Source organism: Bradyrhizobium sp. CCBAU 65884 (assembly GCF_028128835.1).
Classification (GTDB): Bacteria; Pseudomonadota; Alphaproteobacteria; order Rhizobiales; family Xanthobacteraceae; genus Bradyrhizobium; species Bradyrhizobium ottawaense.
Window position 1 is genome coordinate 107,284 of record NZ_LBJU01000128.1, and the last position, 17,321, is coordinate 124,604.

At 63.4% G+C, this 17,321-nt stretch carries 29 protein-coding genes; all 29 read right to left on the bottom strand.

Annotated features, from left to right (window positions below; all coding sequences use genetic code 11):
• Positions 1–139 precede the first annotated feature (139 nt).
• Positions 140–556: a 50S ribosomal protein L17 gene (gene rplQ / locus XI03_RS29810; RefSeq protein ID WP_018322277.1), complete on the bottom strand. Its 417-nt coding sequence runs from the start codon at positions 554–556 to the stop codon at positions 140–142.
• Between the two features lie 120 nt (positions 557–676).
• On the bottom strand, positions 677–1,708 hold the full coding sequence (locus tag XI03_RS29815) for a DNA-directed RNA polymerase subunit alpha (RefSeq protein ID WP_008136316.1): 1,032 nt from the start codon (positions 1,706–1,708) through the stop codon (positions 677–679).
• A 112-nt stretch (positions 1,709–1,820) separates the two neighbouring features.
• Positions 1,821–2,210 carry a 30S ribosomal protein S11 gene (gene rpsK, locus XI03_RS29820; RefSeq protein ID WP_007603045.1) on the bottom strand — a complete coding sequence of 130 codons (390 nt, stop codon included), beginning with the start codon at positions 2,208–2,210 and terminating at the stop codon, positions 1,821–1,823.
• A gap of 121 nt (positions 2,211–2,331) precedes the next feature.
• Positions 2,332–2,700 carry a 30S ribosomal protein S13 gene (rpsM, locus tag XI03_RS29825; protein ID WP_008549231.1) on the bottom strand — a complete coding sequence of 123 codons (369 nt, stop codon included), beginning with the start codon at positions 2,698–2,700 and terminating at the stop codon, positions 2,332–2,334.
• A gap of 187 nt (positions 2,701–2,887) precedes the next feature.
• Positions 2,888–3,778 carry an adenylate kinase gene (locus tag XI03_RS29830; RefSeq protein WP_271594132.1) on the bottom strand — a complete coding sequence of 297 codons (891 nt, stop codon included), beginning with the start codon at positions 3,776–3,778 and terminating at the stop codon, positions 2,888–2,890.
• Positions 3,775–4,899 carry a preprotein translocase subunit SecY gene (locus XI03_RS29835; RefSeq protein ID WP_271594133.1) on the bottom strand — a complete coding sequence of 375 codons (1,125 nt, stop codon included), beginning with the start codon at positions 4,897–4,899 and terminating at the stop codon, positions 3,775–3,777. Before XI03_RS29835 ends, XI03_RS29830 begins: the two co-directional genes overlap by 4 nt.
• 83 nt (positions 4,900–4,982) lie before the next feature.
• Entirely contained in the window at positions 4,983–6,314 is a 1,332-nt protein-coding gene (gene secY, locus XI03_RS29840; protein WP_028141002.1) for a preprotein translocase subunit SecY, read from the bottom strand.
• A gap of 150 nt (positions 6,315–6,464) precedes the next feature.
• On the bottom strand, positions 6,465–6,950 hold the full coding sequence (rplO, locus tag XI03_RS29845) for a 50S ribosomal protein L15 (protein ID WP_028141003.1): 486 nt from the start codon (positions 6,948–6,950) through the stop codon (positions 6,465–6,467).
• 15 nt (positions 6,951–6,965) lie between these two features.
• On the bottom strand, positions 6,966–7,160 hold the full coding sequence (rpmD, locus tag XI03_RS29850) for a 50S ribosomal protein L30 (RefSeq protein WP_018322272.1): 195 nt from the start codon (positions 7,158–7,160) through the stop codon (positions 6,966–6,968).
• 23 nt (positions 7,161–7,183) lie between these two features.
• Positions 7,184–7,780 carry a 30S ribosomal protein S5 gene (gene rpsE / locus XI03_RS29855; RefSeq protein WP_018322271.1) on the bottom strand — a complete coding sequence of 199 codons (597 nt, stop codon included), beginning with the start codon at positions 7,778–7,780 and terminating at the stop codon, positions 7,184–7,186.
• 44 nt (positions 7,781–7,824) lie between these two features.
• A complete protein-coding gene (gene rplR / locus XI03_RS29860; RefSeq protein ID WP_007603036.1) occupies positions 7,825–8,187 on the bottom strand; it encodes a 50S ribosomal protein L18 in 363 nt (120 codons plus the stop codon).
• Positions 8,188–8,198: 11 nt separating this feature from the next.
• The gene (gene rplF / locus XI03_RS29865; protein ID WP_028141004.1) at positions 8,199–8,732 is read right to left on the bottom strand and encodes a 50S ribosomal protein L6; all 534 of its coding nucleotides are present in this window, start codon (positions 8,730–8,732) and stop codon (positions 8,199–8,201) included.
• A 16-nt stretch (positions 8,733–8,748) separates the two neighbouring features.
• Positions 8,749–9,147, bottom strand: a complete 399-nt coding sequence (gene rpsH / locus XI03_RS29870) for a 30S ribosomal protein S8 (protein ID WP_018322269.1) — start codon at positions 9,145–9,147, stop codon at positions 8,749–8,751.
• A gap of 14 nt (positions 9,148–9,161) precedes the next feature.
• On the bottom strand, positions 9,162–9,467 hold the full coding sequence (gene rpsN / locus XI03_RS29875; RefSeq protein WP_018322268.1) for a 30S ribosomal protein S14: 306 nt from the start codon (positions 9,465–9,467) through the stop codon (positions 9,162–9,164).
• 46 nt (positions 9,468–9,513) lie between these two features.
• Positions 9,514–10,071 carry a 50S ribosomal protein L5 gene (gene rplE / locus XI03_RS29880; RefSeq protein ID WP_018322267.1) on the bottom strand — a complete coding sequence of 186 codons (558 nt, stop codon included), beginning with the start codon at positions 10,069–10,071 and terminating at the stop codon, positions 9,514–9,516.
• Positions 10,064–10,378: a 50S ribosomal protein L24 gene (gene rplX / locus XI03_RS29885; protein ID WP_007603031.1), complete on the bottom strand. Its 315-nt coding sequence runs from the start codon at positions 10,376–10,378 to the stop codon at positions 10,064–10,066. The genes rplE and rplX overlap by 8 nt, the downstream gene beginning before the upstream one ends.
• Positions 10,378–10,746: a 50S ribosomal protein L14 gene (gene rplN / locus XI03_RS29890; protein ID WP_007603030.1), complete on the bottom strand. Its 369-nt coding sequence runs from the start codon at positions 10,744–10,746 to the stop codon at positions 10,378–10,380. Before rplN ends, rplX begins: the two co-directional genes overlap by 1 nt.
• 83 nt (positions 10,747–10,829) lie before the next feature.
• Positions 10,830–11,078 carry a 30S ribosomal protein S17 gene (gene rpsQ, locus XI03_RS29895; RefSeq protein ID WP_007603028.1) on the bottom strand — a complete coding sequence of 83 codons (249 nt, stop codon included), beginning with the start codon at positions 11,076–11,078 and terminating at the stop codon, positions 10,830–10,832.
• 13 nt (positions 11,079–11,091) lie between these two features.
• Positions 11,092–11,298, bottom strand: coding sequence for a 50S ribosomal protein L29 (rpmC, locus tag XI03_RS29900; protein WP_026202715.1), 207 nt, complete (start codon positions 11,296–11,298; stop codon positions 11,092–11,094).
• Positions 11,299–11,303: 5 nt separating this feature from the next.
• Positions 11,304–11,717: a 50S ribosomal protein L16 gene (gene rplP / locus XI03_RS29905; protein WP_008136349.1), complete on the bottom strand. Its 414-nt coding sequence runs from the start codon at positions 11,715–11,717 to the stop codon at positions 11,304–11,306.
• Between the two features lie 30 nt (positions 11,718–11,747).
• Positions 11,748–12,473 carry a 30S ribosomal protein S3 gene (rpsC, locus tag XI03_RS29910; protein ID WP_014494500.1) on the bottom strand — a complete coding sequence of 242 codons (726 nt, stop codon included), beginning with the start codon at positions 12,471–12,473 and terminating at the stop codon, positions 11,748–11,750.
• 17 nt (positions 12,474–12,490) lie between these two features.
• Complete coding sequence (gene rplV / locus XI03_RS29915; RefSeq protein WP_008136353.1) at positions 12,491–12,877, bottom strand: 50S ribosomal protein L22; 387 nt, start codon at positions 12,875–12,877, stop codon at positions 12,491–12,493.
• Between the two features lie 10 nt (positions 12,878–12,887).
• The gene (rpsS, locus tag XI03_RS29920; RefSeq protein WP_008136357.1) at positions 12,888–13,166 is read right to left on the bottom strand and encodes a 30S ribosomal protein S19; all 279 of its coding nucleotides are present in this window, start codon (positions 13,164–13,166) and stop codon (positions 12,888–12,890) included.
• 12 nt (positions 13,167–13,178) lie between these two features.
• Positions 13,179–14,012, bottom strand: coding sequence for a 50S ribosomal protein L2 (rplB, locus tag XI03_RS29925; protein WP_018322265.1), 834 nt, complete (start codon positions 14,010–14,012; stop codon positions 13,179–13,181).
• A 12-nt stretch (positions 14,013–14,024) separates the two neighbouring features.
• Complete coding sequence (locus tag XI03_RS29930) at positions 14,025–14,327, bottom strand: 50S ribosomal protein L23 (RefSeq protein ID WP_018322264.1); 303 nt, start codon at positions 14,325–14,327, stop codon at positions 14,025–14,027.
• On the bottom strand, positions 14,324–14,944 hold the full coding sequence (rplD, locus tag XI03_RS29935) for a 50S ribosomal protein L4 (RefSeq protein WP_020508797.1): 621 nt from the start codon (positions 14,942–14,944) through the stop codon (positions 14,324–14,326). The genes XI03_RS29930 and rplD overlap by 4 nt, the downstream gene beginning before the upstream one ends.
• A 1-nt stretch (position 14,945) precedes the next feature.
• Entirely contained in the window at positions 14,946–15,662 is a 717-nt protein-coding gene (rplC, locus tag XI03_RS29940; protein ID WP_028141005.1) for a 50S ribosomal protein L3, read from the bottom strand.
• A gap of 52 nt (positions 15,663–15,714) precedes the next feature.
• Entirely contained in the window at positions 15,715–16,023 is a 309-nt protein-coding gene (rpsJ, locus tag XI03_RS29945) for a 30S ribosomal protein S10 (RefSeq protein ID WP_002712302.1), read from the bottom strand.
• Positions 16,024–16,106: 83 nt separating this feature from the next.
• Complete coding sequence (gene tuf, locus XI03_RS29950) at positions 16,107–17,297, bottom strand: elongation factor Tu (RefSeq protein WP_008136415.1); 1,191 nt, start codon at positions 17,295–17,297, stop codon at positions 16,107–16,109.
• Positions 17,298–17,321 lie beyond the last annotated feature (24 nt).

Here is a 17,321-nt window from a genome sequence, read left to right on the forward strand (position 1 = left end):
CTCACTCAGGCGTGAGGAAGGCATGGACTCGTCGTCACGGCGAAAGCCGGGACGATACCGCAAGCACCAATAAGGTACGGCGCCGGCCAAAAAAAAGCGGCGCCCGAAGGCGCCGCTCTCGAATTCAATGCCGATCGGCTTACGCCGCCTCGGCTTCCTTCTCCTGCACCGGACCGGAATCCTGGCCCTTGGCATCGACGTCGCGATCGACGAACTCGATCACGGCCATCGCGGCATTGTCGCCGTAGCGGAAGCCGGCCTTGATGATGCGGGTGTAGCCGCCCTGACGGTCCTTGTAGCGAGGCGCCAGCACGTCGAACAGCTTCTTGACCTGGTCCTTGTCGCGCATCTCGGAGATGGCCTGGCGGCGCATGGCCAGCCCACCCTTCTTGCCGAGGGTGACGAGCTTCTCGACGATCGGACGGAGCTCCTTCGCCTTCGGCAGCGTGGTGACGATCTGCTCGTGCTTGATCAGCGCGGCGCACATATTGGCGAACATCGCGCGGCGATGCTCGGCAGTGCGATTGAGCTTCCGATGAACCTTGCCGTGACGCATGTGACTATTCCTTACGTAAAAACTGCCGCGACGGTTCGTCGGACATGTTGCTCAGGTGGGCTGCCTGCGTTCGCCCGCTAAAGCGCGATGAACTCGCGCCTTAGCCTGTCGTAGCTCGGATCAGTAGTGATCCTCGAAGCGCTTGGCGAGCTCGTCGATGTTCTCCGGCGGCCAGCCCGGCACTTCCATGCCGAGATGCAGACCCATCTGGGCCAGCACTTCCTTGATCTCGTTCAGCGACTTGCGGCCGAAGTTCGGAGTGCGGAGCATTTCCGCCTCGCTCTTCTGCACGAGGTCGCCGATGTAGACGATGTTGTCGTTCTTCAAGCAGTTGGCCGAACGCACCGACAGCTCGAGCTCGTCCACCTTCTTGAGGAAGGCCGGGTTGAAGGCGAGGTCCGGGATGATCTCCTGGGCGACTTCCTTGCGCGGCTCTTCGAAGTTGACGAACACGTTGAGCTGATCCTGCAGGATGCGCGCGGCGTAAGCCACGGAGTCATCCGGCGAGATCGCGCCGTTGGTCTCGATCGTCATGGTCAGCTTGTCGTAGTCGAGGATCTGGCCCTCGCGGGTGTTCTCGACCTTGTAGGAGACCTTGCGGACCGGCGAGTACAGGCTGTCGACAGGGATCAGGCCGATCGGCGCGTCCTCGGGGCGGTTGCGCTCGGCGGGCACGTAGCCCTTGCCGGTGGCGACCGTGAACTCCATGCGGATCTCCGCGCCCTCGTCGAGGGTGCAGATCTGCAGATCGGGGTTCAGCACCACGACGTCGCCGACGGTCTGGATGTCGCCGGCGGTGACGACGCCCGGGCCCTGCTTCTTCACGACCATGCGCTTGGGGCCTTCGCCCTGCATCTTGATCGAGATGTCCTTGATGTTGAGCACGATGTCGGTGACGTCCTCACGAACGCCAGCGATCGAGGAGAACTCGTGCAGCACGCCGTCGATGTGCACCGACTGCACTGCCGCGCCCTGGAGCGAGGAGAGCAGGATGCGGCGCAGCGCGTTGCCGAGCGTCTGGCCGAAGCCGCGCTCGAGCGGCTCGGCGACGATGGTCGCGAAACGGTTCGAATCGCTGCCGGGCGTGACCTGGAGCTTGTTCGGTCGAATCAGTTCTTGCCAATTTTTCTGGATCGTCACTGTTTCACCCATACAGGCCAGTCAATTTGAAAACTCAAATACTGGCGTTGGAGAAAGGCCGCGGATCATTCCCGCGGCTTCTTAGAAAAGCCATTGCGGGCGCCAATGCGCCCGCAACTCGAAATCAAACGCGCCGACGCTTGCGGGGACGGCAACCGTTGTGCGGGATCGTGGTCACGTCACGGATCGAGGTGACGGTGAAGCCCGCGGCCTGAAGCGCGCGGAGCGCCGACTCGCGGCCCGAACCGGGACCTGCGACTTCGACTTCCAGCGTGCGCATGCCGTGCTCCTGCGCCTTCTTGGACACGTCCTCGGCGGCAACCTGCGCGGCGTACGGGGTCGACTTGCGCGAGCCCTTGAAGCCCATCGTGCCGGCGGAAGACCAGGCAATCGTGTTGCCCTGCGCGTCGGTGATGGTGATGGTCGTGTTGTTGAACGACGAGTTCACGTGCGCGACGCCGGAGGCGATGTTCTTGCGCTCACGACGACGAACGCGGGTGGCTTCCTTGCCCATAGAGTACCTTTCCTGAAGATCTCAAACGCCGCCGTAATGCCAGCGGCTACACCTGTGGAACGAAAGGCGCGTGGCGAACGGGTCATCCCTGTTCGCCACACGCCGCGATTGGATTCGAAACTTACTTCTTCTTGCCGGCGATGGCCTTGGCCGGACCCTTGCGCGTGCGCGCATTGGTGTGGGTGCGCTGGCCGCGTACCGGCAGGCCGCGACGATGACGCAGGCCGCGATAGCAGCCGAGGTCCATCAGACGCTTGATGTTGATGCCGACCTCACGACGCAGGTCGCCCTCGACGAGATAGTCGCGGTCGATCACTTCGCGGATCTGGAGCACTTCGGCGTCGCTCAGCTGATTGACGCGACGATCCACGGGGATCTTCACCTTCTCCAGGATCTCACCGGCGATCTTCTGACCGATGCCATGGATATACTGGAGCGCGATCAGCACGCGCTTGTTGGTCGGGATGTTCACGCCGGCAATACGGGCCACGGCCTTCTCTCCTGTTGCCGGTCCCTCGTCAGGAACCGGTCTTTAAGTGCTTGGTTTCTCGGGCAGGTGTTCACAAACGCGAACACGACGCCCACCCCTGGTCTTCCTGGGGCCCGGCATCGTTTGAAACTATCCGACTTGGATGCGGGGCTTATTAGGGGATTCCAGGGGCTTTCGTCAACCGCTGCTAGCGCTTAGCTCGCTTTTTCGTGACCTTTTTTGCGGCCTTTTTGGCACCCTTTTTGACAGCCTTCTTGGCGGTCTTTTGGGCTGCCTTTTTCGCCGCTTTCTTGCCGGCTTTCTTGGCCGTCTTCTTGGGGCCCCTCACCGCCGTCTTGGCGGCCTTTTTGGCCGATTTGGCGGGTTTTTTGGTCGTTTTGGAGGGCTGTTTGGCTGTTTTCCTGGCTTTCTTGCTCGCCTTCTTGCTGGCCTTGGCCTTCTTGGCGGGGCCCGGCTTGGCTGCGCTTTTGGCGTGGGTCTTGGGCTCGACTGCCCCTAACGCCAGGAGCTGGCGATGAATGGCGCGGGTGACCTCGTCGATGGCCATCATACCGTCGATGGTCGAGAGCTTGCGCCGCTCGGAATAGTAGTGAATCAGCGGTTCCGTCTGGTTGCGGTAGCTGGCCAACCGCTTGGTCAGGACCTCCGGCGTGTCGTCGAGTCGGACCTCCTCCCCGCGCTCACGCATCTGGGCAACGCGGGTCTCGACACGGTTCAGCAGCGCGCTCTCGTTGACGCGGAGCTCGATCACGGCGTCGAGCTTGAGGTGCTTGTGCTTGAGCAGCTCGTCCAGCGCCTCGGCCTGCGGCACGGTGCGCGGGAAACCGTCGAGGATGAAACCGTTCTTGGCGTCCGGCTGGTCGATCCGATCGGAGATGATTCCGACCACGACCTCGTCGGGTACGAGACCACCGCTGGCCATGATCTCCTTGGCCTTCAGCCCGACCGGCGTACCGGCCGCAACCGCAGCACGCAGCATCTCGCCGGTCGAGAGCTGGACGATGCCATAGCGTTGCACCAGCAACTGCGCCTGGGTCCCCTTGCCCGACCCCGGCGGTCCCAGAAGTATAATTCTCATCGGCGTACGCCCCCCGGATTGGTGAGCGATACGTCGCGCACCTGTGTTTTGATATCAAGAGCGGTGCAAACCACAACCAGCGCCCCACCGCCATTGATCATCATACTATAAGGCAGCCCGATCCCGTAAAGCTCGAAGACCTCCGGAATCAACTGCAACACAGTCAGGTAGACGGCTCCGACGACTGTCGTCAATGACACGACGCGGTCGAGATAGTCGGCGGTCGCCTCGCCCGGCGCGACACCGGGAATCGTGCCGTCGCGCGCGGCCAGGGATTTGGCCGCGTGCTCGGGATCGACGACGTAGGCCGTGTAGATGAAGGCCAGCACAAAGATCGCAACCGATCCAAGCACCAGATGGGCCAGCATGCCAAAACCAAGGTGCCGGTAGGCGGCGGCGACCCACGGCGTATCGGCACCAAAGACGTAGGCCAAACCGGCCACCGGCAGAAACAGGATCCAGGGCGCCACCGTGGCCGGCACCAGAAAACCTGCGCTGTTGATCTTGATCGGGAGAATCGCTGCTCGCGCGGGCAGCAGGCGATCTCCGAGTCTGCGCTCGGCGAACTCGACGCCGACATTGCGTCGCGCACCTTCGACGAAGACGATCAGGGCGATGACCCCGATCCAGACGATCGCGTGGACCAGCACGACACTGCCTGATACCTGGCCGTCCTGCAGAAGGCGTGCGATGCCGGCGATGTCGACCGGGACATGAACGAGAATATTGACGCTGAGCAGCAGCGCCAGGCCATTGCCGATGCCGTGGCGGGTGATCTGTTCGCTGAGCCAGACCAGGACGAACACGCCACCCACGATCGAGGCCGTGGCCGCGAGCACGGGCCATGCGTCGGGATCGGGGACCAGCGCCGGAATTGTCCGGATGGTCGAGGCGTAGCCGTAGGCCTGGAAGGTGGTGAAGACCAGAGTCACGATCAGCGTGTAGCCGGAGATCCTGCGCCGGCCGCGCTCGCCCGATCTCTCGAGCGAGCTCAAGCGCCGCGATACCAGCGAAACAAGCCGGACGACGATCGCGGCCGTCAGATAGGGAAGGATACCGAGCGCGAAGATCGAAAAGCGAACCACATGTTCGCCTGAGAACGACGGGCCCGGCGCCCCCATCCCGACGAACGGAACCTGGGTGCCGAGCCTGAAGAGGAGCAGCGCGCCAATCGTGAAAGCGATCCGGCGCGCGAGCTCCCTTCTCATCTACGGCGGCCGCGCAGCTTCGACTTGCGGATCAGGCCTTCGTACTGATGCGCCAGCAGATAACCCTGCACCTGTGCCACCGTGTCCATGGTGACGCTGACCACGATCAGCAGCGAAGTGCCGCCGAAGTAGAACGGCACCGACGCGTAGGAGATCAGGATCTCCGGGATCAAGCAGACAATCGCCAGATAGACCGCGCCGAGCACGGTGATGCGCGAGAGCACGTAGTCGATATATTCCGCGGTACGCTCGCCGGGACGGATGCCCGGAATGAAGCCGCCGTGCTTCTTCAGATTGTCCGCGGTCTCGGTCGGGTTGAACACGATCGCGGTGTAGAAGAAGGCGAAGAACACGATCAGCGCCAGATACATGATCAGGAACAGCGGACGGCCATGGCCGAGCTGGGTCGTGATCCACTGGAACCATTCCGGCCCGCTGCCCGCGTTGAAGTTCGCAACCGTAGTCGGCAGCAGCAGCAGCGAGGACGCGAAGATCGGCGGGATCACGCCGGAGGTGTTGAGCTTGAGCGGCAGATGCGAGGACTGGCCCTCGAACATCTTGTTGCCGACCTGGCGCTTCGGATACTGGATCAGGAGGCGGCGCTGCGCGCGCTCCATGAACACGATGAAGGCGATCACGGCGACCGCCATGATGATGACGACCAGGATCAGGCCGGTCGACATCGCGCCCTGACGGCCGAGCTCGAGCATGTTGGCGAGCGCGGCGGGCAGCTCGGCGACGATGCCGGCGAGAATGATCAGCGAGATGCCGTTGCCGATGCCGCGCGAGGTGATCTGCTCGCCCAGCCACATCAGGAACATGGTGCCGCCGGTCAGCGTGATCGCGGTGGACAGGCGGAAGAACAGGCCGGGGTCGCTGACGACGTTGCCGGCGCCCTCGAGGCCCACCGCGATGCCGTAGGACTGGAACGCGGCCAGGATCACCGTGAGATAGCGGGTGTACTGGTTCAGCAGCTTGCGGCCCGACTCGCCTTCCTTCTTCAGCGCCTCGAGTTGCGGCGAGACGGTGGTGAGGAGCTGGATGATGATCGAGGCCGAGATATACGGCATGATGTTCAAGGCGAAGATCGCCATGCGGTGGATGCCGCCGCCGGCGAACATGTTGAACATGCCGAGGATGCCGCCCGCCTGGGAGCGGAACACCTGCTCCCAGATATTGGGATCGATGCCGGGGAGCGGGATGTAGGTCCCGAGCCGATAAACGAGCAGCGCACCCAGGGTGAACCAGATGCGCTTCTTCAGTTCGTCAGCCTTGGCAAACGCACCGAAATTGAGATTGGCTGCCAGTTGTTCCGCTGCAGAGGCCATCTTGGACTTTCTCCCGCCGCCTATTGCGCCGTCATGCCCGCGGCCGGGCTACATTATACCGGACACCGGACATTATCTGGGGCTCGGCTTCGATAAGTCCACGTCCCGCACGCGTAAAGGCCCGCGAGCCGCGGGCCAATGACGCAGTTGTTACGCCGCCTCGCCTTCTTCCTTGGCAGGGGCGAGGATCTTCACCGAGCCGCCGGCCTTCTCGACCGCGGCGATCGCGGTCTTGGTGGCGCCGTGGACTTCGATGTTGAGCTTGGACTTGAGCTCGCCGCGGCCGAGCAGCCGCAGGCCACCCTTGGGCCGGCGCAGCACGCCGCCCTTCACCAGGGCCTCGACGTTCACGACGCTGCCGGCGTCGATCTTCTTGGCATCGACCGCTTCCTGGAGCCGGTCGAGATTGATCTCGGCGAACTCGACACGGAAGATGTTGTTGAAGCCGCGCTTGGGCAGACGGCGATGCATCGGCATCTGGCCGCCTTCGAAACCCTTGATGCGCACGCCCGAACGCGCGGTCTGACCCTTGCCGCCGCGGCCGGACTGCTTGCCCTTGCCCGAACCGATGCCACGGCCGACGCGCATGCGCTTCTTGCGCGAGCCGGCGTTGTCGGCGATATCGCTGAGCTTCATCGCCCTTCTCCTTATTTACTTCTCGTCGACGATGCGGACGAGATGGTGAACCTTCTCGATCATGCCACGGACTGCCGGGGTGTCCTGCAGTTCGCTGGTGCGACCGATCTTGTTGAGCTTGAGCCCGATCAGCGTCGAGCGCTGCGAGTGATGGCGCCGGATCGCGCTGCCGGTCTGCTCGAGCTTGATCGTCTTGCTGGCCTTGGCCATGGGAGTCTACTCCAGAGCTTCCGTTAGTCGGCAGCCGCCTCGGCATCACCACCGATACGGCGGGACTGCAGAGTGGACACCTTGATGTTGCGGCGGGCTGCGACCGAACGCGGCGAATCCTGATGCTTCAGCGCGTCGAAGGTCGCGCGAACCATGTTGTAGGGGTTCGACGAGCCGATCGACTTGGCGACCACGTCCTGGACGCCGAGCGTCTCGAACACGGCGCGCATCGGGCCGCCGGCGATGATGCCGGTACCGGCGGGAGCTGCACGCAGGTAGACACGGCCCGCGCCATGACGGCCGGCGATGTCGTGATGGAGCGTGCGGCCCTCACGCAGCGAGACGCGGGTCAGGTTGCGCTTGGCGGACTCGGTGGCCTTGCGGATCGCCTCCGGCACTTCGCGCGCCTTGCCGTGACCGAAGCCGGCGCGGCCCTTCTGGTCGCCGATCACGACCAGCGCTGCGAAACCGAAGCGCTTGCCGCCCTTGACGACCTTGGCCACGCGGTTGATGTGGACGAGCTTGTCGACGAACTCGCTGTCGCGCTCCTCGCGCTCCCTGCGTTCACGTCCGCCGCCGCCGCGTTGATCGCGTCCACCACGTTGTTCGCGTTCTGCCATTTTTCCAATCCTTCAGAGGCTTGCGCCTCAATCCTCAAATTCTGTTAGAAGCTCAGCCCGCTCTCACGCGCTGCGTCGGCAAGAGCCTTGACGCGCCCGTGGTAGAGGTAGCTGCCGCGATCGAACACGACTTCCTTGACGCCCTTCTCGGCGGCGCGCTCGGCCAGCAGCTTGCCGACCGCCTTCGCCGCATCGATGTCGGCGCCGGTCTTGCCGCCGTCGCGCATCGACTTCTCGAGCGAAGAGGCAGAGGCCAGCGTCTCGCCCTTCAGGTCGTCGATGACCTGGGCGTAGATGTGCTTGGACGAGCGGAACACCGACAGACGCGGACGACCACCACCGGAGCGGCGCAGCTTCAGCCGCACACTCCGCTTGCGCCGGGCATTGGTAACCTTGGCTTTGGACATGACCGGCTCCGTTACTTCTTCTTGCCTTCCTTGCGGAAGATGAATTCGCCAACATACTTCACGCCCTTGCCCTTGTAGGGCTCCGGCGGGCGATAACCGCGGATCTCGGCCGCAACCTGGCCGACGCGCTGGATGTCGCTGCCCGTCACCGTGATCTCGGTCGGCTTCGGCACGGTGATCGTGATCCCCTCGGGGATCGTGTAGATCACGTCGTGGCTGTAGCCGAGCGCGAGCTGCAGGTTCTTGCCCTGCATCGCGGCGCGGTAACCGACGCCGGTGATCTCGAGCTTCTTCTCGAAGCCCTTGGTGACGCCTTCGACCAGATTCGCGACCTGGGCGCGAGCGGTACCGTAGAGCGCGCGGGCGCGATTGGTCTCGAGCCGCGGCTTGACCATGATCTGGCCGCTCTCGAGCTTCACCTCGACGTCGTCATGAACGACGAACTGAAGCTGGCCCTTCGGCCCCTTCATCTTGACGGTCTGCCCATCGACGGTCGCGGTCACACCCGACGGAACCGCCACAGGCCTTTTGCCAACACGTGACATGGATCAAAAATCCTTCTCAGAACACCGTGAAGAGGACTTCACCGCCCACATTCGCGTCGCGCGCGCTGTGGTCGGCCATGATCCCCTTCGGCGTCGACAACACCGAAATGCCGAGCCCGTTGTTGACCCGCGGCAGGTTCTTCACCGAGGCGTAGACGCGACGCCCGGGCTTGGAAACACGTTCGATCTCGCGGATGACGGGCTCGCCGTCGAAATACTTCAGCTCGATCTCGATCTCGCTGCGGCCCGAGGAGTGCTCGAGCGTGGCGTAACCGCGGATGTAGCCCTCGGACTTGAGGACCTCGAGCACGTTCTCGCGCATCTTCGAGCCAGGCGTGGAGACCTTGGTCTTGGAGCGCATCTGCGCGTTGCGGATACGGGTGATCAGATCGCTGATTGGATCGTGCGTAGACATCTAAACGACCCTCCTTACCAGCTGGACTTCACGAGGCCCGGGACCATGCCCTTGGAGCCAAGTTCGCGCAGCGCGATACGGGACAGCTTGTTCTTGCGGTAGTTCGAGCGCGGGCGGCCCGACAGCTCGCAACGCAGGCGGATGCGGGTTGCCGACGAGTTGCGCGGCATTTCCGCCAGCTTCAACGTCGCAGCGAAACGCTCCTCCATCGGCAGCTTCTTGTCGGCGATGATCGCCTTCAACCGCTCGCGCTTGGCGGCGGCGTTCTTCACCATCCGCTTGCGCCGGTTGTTCTTCTCGACTGAACTCTTCTTTGCCATGCTTGGCTCCTGGGTATCCGCGTTTGAGAGGCTTTAGGTCAGCGTCTCACTGCCGGAACGGGAAATTGAAAGCGGTCAACAAGGCCCTCGCCTCTTCGTCGGTCTTGGCCGTGGTGCAGACGGTGATGTCCATGCCGCGGGCTTCCGTGACCTTGTCGAAGTCGATCTCGGGGAAAATGATGTGCTCCTTGATGCCGAGCGAGTAGTTGCCGCGGCCGTCGAAGCTCTTCGGGTTCAGGCCCCGGAAGTCGCGGACGCGCGGCAGCGCGACCGTCACCAGGCGATCGATGAACTCGTACATGTGGGCCTTGCGCAGCGTGACCTTGCAGCCGATCGGCTGGTTCTCACGCAGCTTGAAGGTCGCGATCGCGATACGCGAATAGGTCACTATCGCCTTCTGGCCGGCGATCTGGGTCAGCTCGGCAGCGGCGGTCTCGGCCTTCTTGCGATCGTTGACGGAATCGCCAACGCCCATGTTCAGCACGACCTTGTCCAGACGCGGAACCTGCATGACGTTCTCATAACCGAACTTCTCGGTCATGGCCGTACGGATCTTCGCATCGTATTCCGCGCGCAGGCGCGGCGTGTAAGCGGCCTCAGCCATCGATCTCAGCTCCCGAGCTCTTGGCGATGCGGACCTTCTTGCCGTCCGCCAGAATCTTGAATCCGACGCGGGTCGGCTTTCCGTCCTTGCCGACATACGCGATGTTGGACAGTTGGATCGGCGACTCCTTCGAGATGATGCCGCCCTCCTGGGCCTGCGTCTGCTTCTGATGACGCTTGACCATGTTGATGCCGCGCACGAGCGCCGTGCCGGCGTCGGGACGCACTTCGAACACTTCGCCGGTGCGGCCCTTGTCGCGGCCGGTCAGCACGACGACCTTGTCGCCCTTGCGGATCTTGGCAGCCATCACAGCACCTCCGGCGCGAGCGAGATGATCTTCATGTGGTTCTTCGCGCGCAGCTCGCGCGGCACGGGCCCGAAGATACGGGTGCCGACCGGCTCGGACTGGTTGTTGATCAGAACGGCGGCGTTGCGGTCGAAGCGGATGACCGAACCGTCGGCGCGGCGGATGTCCTTGCGGACGCGCACCACGACGGCCTTCATCACGTCGCCCTTCTTCACCTTGCCACGCGGAATTGCTTCCTTGATCGAAACGACGATGATGTCGCCGATCGTGGCGTAGCGGCGCTTGGAGCCCCCGAGCACCTTGATACACATGACACGGCGTGCGCCAGAATTGTCGGCCACGTCGAGGTTGGTCTGCATCTGAATCATTGATGCACCTCGTCCTCTTCTCTTTGCGCCAGCCCAGCCGGCGCTCAACATTTCCCTGAAGTCAGTCGGCTAAAGCCAACAGATCAGGCGCTTTTCTTGTGTTCGCCCCGGATCACGACCCAGCGCTTCAACTTCGAAATCGGCTTCGATTCCTCGATCCACACCATGTCGCCCGGCTTGAACTCGTTGCTCTCGTCGTGCGCGTGGTAGTTCTTCGAACGGCGGATCGTCTTCTTGTAGATCGGGTGCGTGAAGCGGCGATCGACGCGCACCACAATGGTCTTGGCTTGCTTGTCGCTGACGACCACGCCCTGCAAAGTACGTTTCGGCATCTTCGTAAGCCTCTTACTTCTTCTTCGCGCGCGTCTGCGCGGCGACGGTCTTGATCCGGGCGATGTCACGGCGGGCCTCGCGCAGGCGCGAGGTGTTCTCGAGCTGCCCGGTGGCGCGCTGGAAGCGCAGGTTGAAGCGCTCCTTCTTCAGGTTCAGGACGGCGTCGTCCTGCTGGTCGGGGCTCATCGCGCGGATGTCTTCGATCTTCATCTGGGCCATGGCCATTACTCCGCAATGCGCTCGACGAAGCGCGTCTTGATCGGCAGCTTGGCGGCCGCCAGGGTCAGCGCCTCACGCGCCGTCTGGGTGTTGACGCCGTCGATCTCGAACAGCACCCGGCCCGGCTTGACGCGCGCGACCCACAATTCCGGCGAACCCTTGCCGGAGCCCATGCGGACTTCGGCCGGCTTCTTCGACACCGGAACGTCGGGGAACACGCGGATCCAGACGCGGCCGGCGCGCTTCATGTGGCGGGTCAGCGCGCGGCGAGCGGCTTCGATCTGGCGCGCGGTGACGCGCTCAGGCTCGGTCGCCTTCAGGCCGAACTGGCCGAACGCCAACGTCGCGCCCGAAGACGCAACGCCGTGGATGCGGCCCTTATGCGCCTTCCGGAACTTCGTTTTCTTAGGTTGCATCATGGCTTTAAGCCCTCAAATTCCTGTGCGGCTTTAGGCTGCAGCCGTATCGCGGCGCTGACGGCCACCACGATCACCACTGCCACCCGTCTCGCCTTCGGCCATTCTCTTGTCCTGGGCCATTGGATCGTGCTCGAGGATCTCGCCCTTGAAGATCCAGACCTTGACGCCGCAGGTGCCGAAGGTCGTGAACGCGGTCGCAACGCCGTAGTCGATGTCGGCGCGCAGCGTGTGCAGCGGCACGCGACCTTCGCGATACCACTCCATGCGCGCGATTTCCGCACCGCCCAGACGTCCCGAGCAGTTGATGCGGATGCCTTCCGCGCCGAGACGCATCGCCGACTGAACGGCGCGCTTCATGGCACGGCGGAACGCCACGCGGCGCTCGAGCTGCTGCGCGATCGACTCGGCCACCAGCGTCGCATCGAGTTCCGGCTTGCGGATCTCGACGATGTTGATGACGACGTCGGACGAGGTGATGTCCGCGACCTTCTTACGCAGCTTGTCGATGTCGGCGCCCTTCTTGCCGATCACCACGCCCGGACGAGCCGAGTGGATGGTGACGCGGCACTTCTTGTGCGGACGCTCGATCACGATGCGGGCGACGGCCGCCTGCTTGAGCTCCTTGTGCAGGATCTCACGGATCTTGACGTCCTCGTGCAGCAGCTTGCCGTATTCCTGCTTGCCGGCGAACCAGCGGGAATCCCAGGTGCGGTTGATGCCGAGACGCAGACCGATCGGATTGATCTTTTGACCCATCGTGTTCTCCTGCGCCCTTAAGCGGCTGCTTCGGCTTCGACCTGACGAACGATGATCGTCAGCTGCGAAAATGGTTTGTAGACACGGCCCGAACGGCCACGGCCGCGAGCGGCGAAGCGCTTCATCACGAGGCCGTTGCCGACGAAGGCCTGAGCCACGACGAGATCGTCGACGTCGAGATCGTGGTTGTTCTCGGCATTGGCGATAGCCGATTCCAGGCACTTCTTCACGTCGACCGCGATCCGCTTGCGCGAAAACTGCAGATCGGCGAGCGCAGCAGCTGCCTTCCGGCCGCGAATGAGCTGGGCGACCAGGTTGAGCTTCTGCGGGCTCACCCGCAGCATCCGGGCGACCGCCTTGGCCTCGTTCTCGGCGAGGCTCCGTTCGCGCTTAGGTTTGCTCATCGTTTAATCCTCAAGCCTTCTTGGCTTTCTTGTCGCCGGAGTGGCCATGGAAGGTCCGGGTCGGCGAGAACTCGCCGAACTTGTGACCAACCATTTCCTCGTTGACGGCCACCGGCACGTGCTTCTGACCGTTGTAGACGCCGAAGGTCAGGCCGACGAACTGCGGCAGGATCGTCGAGCGACGGCTCCAGATCTTGATGACGTCGTGACGGCCGGACGCGCGGGCGGCATCTGCCTTCTTGAGCAGAGAACCCTCGACGAACGGGCCTTTCCAGACTGAACGAACCATGTCCGGCGTTCCTTACTTCTTCCGCTTGTGGCGGCTTAGGAGAATGAATTTGTTGGTCGACTTGTTGGTGCGGGTCTTCTTGCCCTTGGTCGGCTTGCCCCACGGGGTGACCGGGTGGCGGCCGCCCGAGGTACGACCTTCACCACCGCCGTGCGGATGGTCGATCGGGTTCATCGAAACACCGCGGTTATGCGGCTTGCGGCCCAGCCAACGGTTGCGGCCGGCCTTGCCGATCGAGGTGTTCATGTGATCCGGGTTCGACACCGCGCCGATCGTGCCGCGGCAACGGCCGTGCACCAGGCGCTGCTCGCCCGAGTTCAGGCGGATGATCACGTAGTCCTGGTCGCGGCCGACGAGCTGGGCATAGGTGCCCGCGGAACGGGCGAGCTGGCCACCCTTCCCGATCTTGACCTCGATGTTGTGGATGATCGTGCCGACCGGCATGTTGCCGAGCGGCATGACGTTGCCCGGCTTCACGTCGACGTAGTTGCCGGCGATGATGGTGTCACCCACGGCCAGGCGCTGCGGCGCCAGGATGTAGGCCTGCTCGCCGTCCTGATACTTGATCAGCGCGATGAAGCCGGTGCGGTTCGGATCATACTCGAGACGCTCGACGGTCGCGGGGACGTCGATCTTCTCGCGCTTGAAATCCACGGTGCGCAGCGTCTTCTTGTGGCCACCGCCACGGAAGCGCACGGTGATGCGACCAGTGTTGTTGCGGCCGCCCGAGGAGTGCTTGCCCTCGGTGAGCGCCTTGACCGGCTTGCCCTTGTAGAGGGCCGAACGATCGACCATGACCAGCTGGCGCTGACCCGGCGTCGTAGGATTGAATGTCTTCAGTGCCATCGTCGTACGACCTTACAGACCGGTGGTGACGTCGATCCGGTGGCCCTCTTCGAGGGTCACGATCGCGCGCTTGGTGTTCGACTGCGAGCCGAGATTGCCGCGGAAGATCTTGGTCTTGCCCTTGCGGACCAGCGTGTTGACGCTCTTGACCTTGACGTCAAACAGCTTCTCGATCGCTTCCTTGATCTGCGGCTTGGTCGCCTTGGCGGCCACCTTGAACAGCACCTTGTTGTGCTCCGAGGCGATCGTGGCCTTTTCGGTCACGACCGGCGACAGGATCACGTCGTAGTGGCGAGCCTCGATGTTCTTCGTCATTTGAAGCGCGCCTCCAGCGCATCGATGGCGGCCTTGGTCAGAACGAGCTTCTGACGGCGCAGGATGTCGTAGACGTTGATGCCCTGGATCGGCAGCACGTCCATGTTCGGGATGTTGCGGGCCGCAGCGGCGAAGCCGTTGTTGAGCTCGGCGCCGTCGATGATCAGCGCGTTGGTCAGACCCAGACCCGAGAAGTGACCGAGCAGCGCCTTGGTCTTGGCGGCTTCCAGCGCGGCCTTCTCGATCACGACGAGATCGCCGTCCTTGGCCTTGGCCGAGAGCGCATGCTTCAGCGCCAGCGCGCGGACCTTCTTCGGCAGGTCGGTGGCGTGCGAACGCACCACCGGACCGAAGGCACGGCCGCCGCCGCGGAACTGCGGCACGCGGGCCGAGCCGTGACGAGCACCGCCGGTGCCCTTCTGCTTGTACATCTTCTTGCCGGTGCGCCAGATCTCGGCGCGGCCCTTGGCCTTGTGGGTGCCGGCCTGACGCTTGTTGAGCTGCCACTGCACGCAACGCGCAATGATGTCCTGGCGCGGCTCGAGGCCGAAAATGGTGTCGGACAGCTGGACCGAGCCGGCTTCCTTACCTTCGAGGGTGGTGACCTTCAATTCCATCTCACGCACCCTCCTGCTGGGCCGCAGCCTCGGCTTCGCCACCGGCAACCTTGAACTTGCCGGGCTTCGGAGCTTCCTTCGGCAGCGGCTTCTTGACGGCGTCGCGCACGCGGATCCAGCCGCCCTTGGAGCCGGGAACGGCGCCTTCGACGAGGATCAGGCCGCGCTCGACATCGAGCTGAACGACGCGAAGGTTGAGCGTGGTGATGCGGTCGACACCCATGTGGCCGGGCATCTTCTTGTTCTTCCAGGTCTTGCCGGGGTCCTGACGGCCACCGGTCGAACCGATCGAGCGGTGCGAGACCGAAACGCCGTGGGTGGCGCGCAGACCGCCGAAGTTCCAGCGCTTCATGCCGCCGGCGAAGCCCTTACCGACCGAGGTGCCGGTGACGTCGACGAACTGGCCGACGACGAAGTGGTCGGCCAGGATCTCGGCGCCGACCGGGATCATGGCATCCGCGGTGACGCGGAATTCCTCGACCTGCCGCTTCGGCTCGACTTTGGCGACCGCGAACTGGCCGCGCTCCGCCTTGGGCATGTAAACGGTCTTGCGGCTGCCAGAACCAAGCTGGAGCGCGACGTAACCGTTCTTCTCTTCGGTACGGTGGCCCACGACCTGGCAATTGCCGAGCTTCAGCACGGTCACGGGGATATGTTCGCCGGCCTCAGTAAAGACCCGCGTCATCCCGACCTTTTGTGCGATCACTCCGGAGCGCATCGGCTTGCTTCCTGTTCTTTCTGTCCGCTTGCGCGAACGGGATCCAAAAATCTTAGAGCTTGATCTCGACGTCGACACCGGCGGCCAGGTCGAGCTTCATCAAAGCATCGACGGTCTGCGGGGTCGGATCGACGATATCGAGCAAGCGCTTGTGAGTGCGCATCTCGAACTGCTCGCGGCTCTTCTTGTCGACGTGGGGCGAACGGTTGACGGTGAACTTCTCGATGCGGGTGGGCAGCGGAATGGGTCCGCGGACCTGCGCGCCGGTGCGCTTCGCCGTGTTCACGATCTCGCGGGTCGACGTATCGAGGATACGATGGTCGAACGCCTTGAGACGGATACGAATGTTTTGGCCGTTCATTGCCGTGGTCTCTCTTCAGTGGGGTGGCGAATAGCGAATAGCGAATGTCACCATTCGCTACTCGCCGATCCCTGTTCTCGTAATTACTCGATGATCGAGGCGACGACGCCGGCGCCGACGGTGCGGCCGCCTTCGCGGATCGCGAAGCGGAGCTTCTCTTCCATCGCGATCGGCACGATCAGGTGCACTTCCATCGCGATGTTGTCGCCCGGCATCACCATCTCAGTGCCTTCCGGCAGGTGCACGACACCGGTCACGTCGGTGGTGCGGAAGTAGAACTGCGGACGGTAGTTGGTGAAGAACGGGGTGTGGCGACCGCCCTCTTCCTTGGTGAGGATGTAAGCCTCAGCCTTGAACTTGGTGTGCGGCTTGACCGAACCCGGCTTGCACAGCACCTGGCCGCGCTCGACGTCTTCGCGCTTGGTACCGCGGAGCAGCGCACCGATGTTGTCGCCGGCCTGGCCCTGATCGAGCAGCTTGCGGAACATTTCGACGCCGGTGACGGTGGTCTTCTGGGTCGCACGGAGACCGACGATCTCGATTTCCTCGCCGACCTTGACGATGCCGCGCTCGACACGGCCGGTCACGACGGTGCCGCGGCCCGAGATCGAGAACACGTCTTCAACCGGCATCAGGAACGGCTGGTCGATCGGACGCTCCGGCTGCGGGATGTACTCGTCGACGTTCTTCATCAGCTCGAGGATGGCGTCGTGGCCGAGCTTCTTGTCGGAATCTTCGAGAGCGGCGAGCGCCGAACCCTTGATGATCGGGATCTTGTCGCCCGGGAAGTCGTACTTCGAGAGCAGCTCGCGGACTTCGAGCTCGACGAGCTCGAGCAGTTCCGGATCGTCGACCATGTCGCACTTGTTGAGGAACACGACGAGTGCGGGCACGCCGACCTGGCGGGCGAGCAGGATGTGCTCGCGGGTCTGCGGCATCGGGCCGTCAGCGGCCGACACGACCAGGATCGCACCGTCCATCTGGGCGGCGCCGGTGATCATGTTCTTGACGTAGTCGGCGTGGCCGGGGCAGTCGACGTGGGCGTAGTGGCGGTTCGGCGTCTCGTACTCGACGTGCGCGGTCGAGATGGTGATGCCACGCGCCTTCTCTTCCGGCGCCTTGTCGATCTGATCGTACGCGGTGAACGTCGCACCGCCGGCTTCGGCGAGAACCTTGGTGATCGCCGCGGTCAGCGACGTCTTGCCATGGTCGACGTGACCGATGGTGCCGATGTTGCAGTGCGGCTTGTTACGTTCAAACTTTGCTTTGGCCATTTGACTCTCCGTTCAATCGTCAGT

Excerpts from the sequence above, each read along its gene's own strand:
- rplQ (WP_018322277.1), bottom strand. The coding sequence starts at position 556 with ATGCGTCACGGCAAGGTTCATCGGAAGCTCAATCGCACTGCCGAGCAT.
- rplV (WP_008136353.1), bottom strand. The coding sequence starts at position 12,877 with ATGAGCAAACCTAAGCGCGAACGGAGCCTCGCCGAGAACGAGGCCAAG.
- rpsH (WP_018322269.1), bottom strand. The coding sequence starts at position 9,147 with ATGTCTACGCACGATCCAATCAGCGATCTGATCACCCGTATCCGCAAC.
- rpsS (WP_008136357.1), bottom strand. The coding sequence starts at position 13,166 with ATGGTTCGTTCAGTCTGGAAAGGCCCGTTCGTCGAGGGTTCTCTGCTC.
- XI03_RS29830 (WP_271594132.1), bottom strand. The coding sequence starts at position 3,778 with ATGAGAATTATACTTCTGGGACCGCCGGGGTCGGGCAAGGGGACCCAG.
- rpsK (WP_007603045.1), bottom strand. The coding sequence starts at position 2,210 with ATGGGCAAGGAAGCCACCCGCGTTCGTCGTCGTGAGCGCAAGAACATC.
- rplO (WP_028141003.1), bottom strand. The coding sequence starts at position 6,950 with ATGAAGCTCAGCGATATCGCCGACAACGCCGGCTCGCGCAAGAAGCGC.
- XI03_RS29815 (WP_008136316.1), bottom strand. The coding sequence starts at position 1,708 with ATGGGTGAAACAGTGACGATCCAGAAAAATTGGCAAGAACTGATTCGA.
- XI03_RS29930 (WP_018322264.1), bottom strand. The coding sequence starts at position 14,327 with ATGACGAAGAACATCGAGGCTCGCCACTACGACGTGATCCTGTCGCCG.
- rpsJ (WP_002712302.1), bottom strand. The coding sequence starts at position 16,023 with ATGAACGGCCAAAACATTCGTATCCGTCTCAAGGCGTTCGACCATCGT.
- XI03_RS29835 (WP_271594133.1), bottom strand. The coding sequence starts at position 4,899 with ATGGGGGCGCCGGGCCCGTCGTTCTCAGGCGAACATGTGGTTCGCTTT.
- tuf (WP_008136415.1), bottom strand. The coding sequence starts at position 17,297 with ATGGCCAAAGCAAAGTTTGAACGTAACAAGCCGCACTGCAACATCGGC.
- rplF (WP_028141004.1), bottom strand. The coding sequence starts at position 8,732 with ATGTCACGTGTTGGCAAAAGGCCTGTGGCGGTTCCGTCGGGTGTGACC.
- rplC (WP_028141005.1), bottom strand. The coding sequence starts at position 15,662 with ATGCGCTCCGGAGTGATCGCACAAAAGGTCGGGATGACGCGGGTCTTT.
- rpsN (WP_018322268.1), bottom strand. The coding sequence starts at position 9,467 with ATGGCAAAGAAGAGTTCAGTCGAGAAGAACAACCGGCGCAAGCGGATG.
- rpsE (WP_018322271.1), bottom strand. The coding sequence starts at position 7,780 with ATGGCAGAACGCGAACAACGTGGTGGACGCGATCAACGCGGCGGCGGC.
- rpmD (WP_018322272.1), bottom strand. The coding sequence starts at position 7,160 with ATGGCCAAGGCCAGCAAGACGATCAAGCTCGAGCAGACCGGCAGCGCG.
- rplX (WP_007603031.1), bottom strand. The coding sequence starts at position 10,378 with ATGGCTGCCAAGATCCGCAAGGGCGACAAGGTCGTCGTGCTGACCGGC.
- rplD (WP_020508797.1), bottom strand. The coding sequence starts at position 14,944 with ATGGAATTGAAGGTCACCACCCTCGAAGGTAAGGAAGCCGGCTCGGTC.
- rplP (WP_008136349.1), bottom strand. The coding sequence starts at position 11,717 with ATGATGCAACCTAAGAAAACGAAGTTCCGGAAGGCGCATAAGGGCCGC.
- rpmC (WP_026202715.1), bottom strand. The coding sequence starts at position 11,298 with ATGGCCCAGATGAAGATCGAAGACATCCGCGCGATGAGCCCCGACCAG.
- secY (WP_028141002.1), bottom strand. The coding sequence starts at position 6,314 with ATGGCCTCTGCAGCGGAACAACTGGCAGCCAATCTCAATTTCGGTGCG.
- rplR (WP_007603036.1), bottom strand. The coding sequence starts at position 8,187 with ATGTCCAAAGCCAAGGTTACCAATGCCCGGCGCAAGCGGAGTGTGCGG.
- rplE (WP_018322267.1), bottom strand. The coding sequence starts at position 10,071 with ATGGCTGAGGCCGCTTACACGCCGCGCCTGCGCGCGGAATACGATGCG.
- rpsQ (WP_007603028.1), bottom strand. The coding sequence starts at position 11,078 with ATGCCGAAACGTACTTTGCAGGGCGTGGTCGTCAGCGACAAGCAAGCC.
- rplN (WP_007603030.1), bottom strand. The coding sequence starts at position 10,746 with ATGATTCAGATGCAGACCAACCTCGACGTGGCCGACAATTCTGGCGCA.
- rpsC (WP_014494500.1), bottom strand. The coding sequence starts at position 12,473 with ATGGGTCAAAAGATCAATCCGATCGGTCTGCGTCTCGGCATCAACCGC.
- rplB (WP_018322265.1), bottom strand. The coding sequence starts at position 14,012 with ATGGCACTGAAGACATTCAATCCTACGACGCCGGGTCAGCGCCAGCTG.